This window comes from Arthrobacter sp. P1_B4, assembly GCF_056406555.1.
The window spans coordinates 1-3,240 of sequence record NZ_JBFTZW010000163.1 but is presented as its reverse complement, the minus strand read 5'-3'; the positions used below and the strand labels follow the sequence as shown (position 1 = coordinate 3,240).

4 protein-coding genes and 1 pseudogene are annotated in these 3,240 nt (G+C 65.4%); all 5 read right to left on the bottom strand.

Annotated features, from left to right (window positions below; translation table 11 throughout):
* Positions 1-128, bottom strand: a pseudogene (locus AC1D1W_RS20290) (MFS transporter); the annotation flags it as partial.
* A complete protein-coding gene (locus tag AC1D1W_RS20285) occupies positions 125-580 on the bottom strand; it encodes a MarR family winged helix-turn-helix transcriptional regulator (RefSeq protein WP_476944652.1) in 456 nt (151 codons plus the stop codon). The pseudogene AC1D1W_RS20290 and the gene AC1D1W_RS20285, both read right to left, overlap by 4 nt.
* Before the next feature lie 198 nt (positions 581-778).
* Positions 779-1,768, bottom strand: coding sequence for a cyclase family protein (locus AC1D1W_RS20280; RefSeq protein ID WP_476944651.1), 990 nt, complete (start codon positions 1,766-1,768; stop codon positions 779-781).
* Positions 1,765-2,022, bottom strand: coding sequence for a hypothetical protein (locus AC1D1W_RS20275; protein ID WP_028275526.1), 258 nt, complete (start codon positions 2,020-2,022; stop codon positions 1,765-1,767). Before AC1D1W_RS20275 ends, AC1D1W_RS20280 begins: the two co-directional genes overlap by 4 nt.
* Positions 2,023-2,034: 12 nt before the next feature.
* A partial coding sequence (locus AC1D1W_RS20270; protein WP_476944650.1) for a TRAP transporter large permease subunit occupies positions 2,035-3,240 on the bottom strand: 1,206 nt, incomplete at its 5' end.

Below are 3,240 nucleotides of genomic sequence, written 5' to 3'. Positions count from 1 at the left end.
GTCAATACTGTCAGTACCAGCCAGTCCTGCGCCACCCTCTGCATCCATGTGCCGATGTTGGATACCAGGGCCCCGCCCGCCCACATCCGGTAGTTGCGGTTCCCCAGGGCCCGGAACATGACACTCATCTGGCGCTCAACTCCTGCATGATGCGGGCGGCGCGGCTCAGCGTCAGACGGTCCTCGTCACTCAGAGTCGCGACGCGCTGCGCCAGCCACGCTGTCCGCTGGCTGCGGGCCTCATTCAGGACGGCCTCACCGGCCGGAGTAATCCAGACGAGCACCTGACGGCCGTCCTCGGGATGGGCTGACCGCGACACGAAGCCCTGATCGGTCAGCGCGTTGACTATCCGGGTCATCGACGGCGCCTGAACATGCTCCCGCTCGGCCAGCTCGCGAAGGGTTTGGGAGCCGCTGCGAAGATGTGCCAGGACTGTGTACTGTCCCGGCGTAAGAACATCACCGCTTGCCTCGATGCGGAGCCGGCGGGACGTGCGCATAACGGCGGTCCGAAGCTCGATTGCCAAAATGTCCGGCCGGATGATGTCTCCTGCGTGACGGGAATCGCGGGTGGTGGTCATAGCGCCTCCAAGACCTGCACGGCAGCAATAGTTAGCTGCGCTAATTAGCATTGCTAACTACTATTCTACCGGTCCATCCACGAAATTGCATGGCCGCTGTCGGGGCAGGCCCAAGGCCGCCCCGACGGCCCGTTCGCTCGTGGTTCAGTGTGCGGCGGGCAGGCCCGGTGCTGCGCCGGCCCGCACCGTCGCGCTGGGTCACGTCACTGCCGTGGCGTTCGCAGGTGACCCGGTGCCGCCGGTGATGTTCAGCGGTTTGATGCTGACGAAGGCGTCCCAGGTTCCGGCCTTCTTCATGTGTCGGCTGAGGGGTCCCAGCTTCCAGAGTTCGCCGAGCGGCATGCCGAGTTTGGCCAAGAGCTGTTGGTGCATCATGCCGTGGTCGTTGGGCGCCGATAACAGAAAGGGGCTTTCGGGAATGACGGGCAGGCATTCGAGGGCGAAGTTGTCGGCGGCAATCAGCGCGAGGCGGTGGTCCCAGGCCCAGGCGACGAATTCCTGTGATTGGGCGATGCCGGTGGCGCGGCAGCTCTCCCGGGTCTGTTGCTTGTCCGCCATGGCCAAGGCCAGGAACCATTCACACCATCCGGTGTGGAGCATGAGGATGTCGCCGGGCTGGATGGTGAGGGATTGGGCCTGGATGGCTGCCTGGATCAGGTCAAGCCCGAGGGGCTCACCTGCTGCGTGGTCAATGGGAGTGCCTTCGCCGGTGCAGTAGCCGTCGAGGTCGACGAGCACTCCCCTGCCGACGATGGGTTTGTCAGCCCATTCCTGGATGCCGAGGTCCGGAGTGCCTTCCGTAATCCGGTCATCGGGGGTGCCGTTGTAGAAGCCGATGTCGTCTGCCCGGCGGTGCCGGAGCCCGTCGACCTGCGTGGATCCCTGGAGGTAATACCCGTCCAGGTAGTCGTCCCGGTGGGCCGGGTGGGAGGAGTAGATGGTGTGACGAGGGGCGCTGCGCTTGAGTGACATTCCGGGATCGAAGGCATCGGCCGGGTAGTCAAGGCCGAAGACCACGCCGGTCCTGATGCAGTTCCTGGCCTCCAGGGTGGTGTCCTGCGTGATGAAGGACGGCGTTCCGCGGTCCGGTTGGGGAAACAGCCCCCACGACGTCCCGGATAGCGCGCCCTCCCGTTCGAGAAGTTCGGCGAAGGACGGGTAGGTTCCGGCTTCCCTGGTGTCGRTCATCGCGTCGCTGCCTTCTGGGGAGTCTGTTCTTTGTTCTCGTAGCGCTTGTAGTTGAGGAAGAACCCGGCGATCGCACAGATCGATGCCGCAAGGCACATCGGGGGCTTGACGGATTCGTTGAAGAATACGAGCCATTCGCTCTGGCCGGCGGCAAGGGCGATGGCCTGGCCCGTCACGAACAGGACTCCGCCGGCGAGGAGGGCGGCGAGGCTCAGGACGAAGATGACTTCGATGGCACGTCTGATCTTGTGCATGTCGCGGTTCCTTTAGATCGGCAGGATGCCGAGGATGATGAGCACGCCGATGCCCAGCAGGGGCAGGGCGTAGTGGGTGAGCAGTCGGGCGAAGGTTTTGATCGGGTCCACGTCCGCGATGCCGCAGGCGACATACAGGGGCGCGCCTCCGGGGGGAACGGCGGCTTCGCAGGATGAGAAGACGAGTACGGCGACGGCGGCGGTGGTCGCCGGAACACCGGCGCTAACGAGTGTGGCGACACCGACGGTTCCGACGGCGGCCATGGTGGCCGTGGCGGACAGGGGCGCGGCGACGGCGATGACGATCAGCCCGATGAGGATGGCGAGGAGCCACAGGGGCGGGTTCATCCGGTTGAGCAGTGCCGTCATTTGCTGGGGCAGGCCGGTGGCGGCGAGGGCGTTGGCGCCGGCGAAGGCAAAGACGACAGTAATGCCGACGATCCCGAACCTCGGGGCGGACTCCTGCAGCAGGGTCCACCAGCCCCGGCCGCTGCGGGGGAGGTTTTTTCGGCCGAGGACGGCGCCGGTGATGATCAGGACCACCGGGATCCAGACGATGACGCTCAGGGACTTGGTGATGTCTCCGCCGGTCCAGTCCGACAGTGCGGTGGCGATGAAGGCGGAGGTGATGATCAGTGGGATGGCCACCACGACGAACAAAAGCAGGGTGGCCCAGCCGCGGCCGAACGCCGCCCGGACCGGCAACCGGTGCGCGGCATCCAGGGGCGTCATCCCGCTCTTGCGGATCAGCAGCCAGGTGACGATCAGCCGGTGCAGGAAGCACCACAGCCCGCCGATGAACAGCGGAAGTACGAGTTCATTGACGTTCAGCAGGGGCCCGACTGTGGCGGAGCCGACCAGGACGAACATCGAGGCGCTGAACGGGAAAGTGATGCCCATTCCGGCGTTTCCCGCCACGAGGGTCGCGGCCGCGGGCTTGTCGAGCCGGGACTTTTCCATCCACGGGATGGTCACGGAACCCACGGTCGCGGCGATCGCCGCCTGGTTGTGGACTACCCCGCCGAGGCCTGCCGACGCCACGGTGGACACCCAGGCGGGGCCTCCCCTGGTACCGCCGATCAGTGAGTTCAACAGGTCGATGAGGCGGTCCAGCACTCCGGTCTTGTCCAGCAGGTACCCCATGAAGACGAACGCCATGGTGGCGTAGACGATTTCGTCAGTCACCGCCGTGTAAAGGGAGGACCAGCCGATCTGCGC

What these genes read in the sequence shown, in the direction of transcription:
- AC1D1W_RS20285 (WP_476944652.1), bottom strand. Translation starts at nt 580, where the DNA reads ATGACCACCACCCGCGATTCCCGTCACGCAGGAGACATCATCCGGCCG.
- AC1D1W_RS20275 (WP_028275526.1), bottom strand. Translation starts at nt 2,022, where the DNA reads ATGCACAAGATCAGACGTGCCATCGAAGTCATCTTCGTCCTGAGCCTC.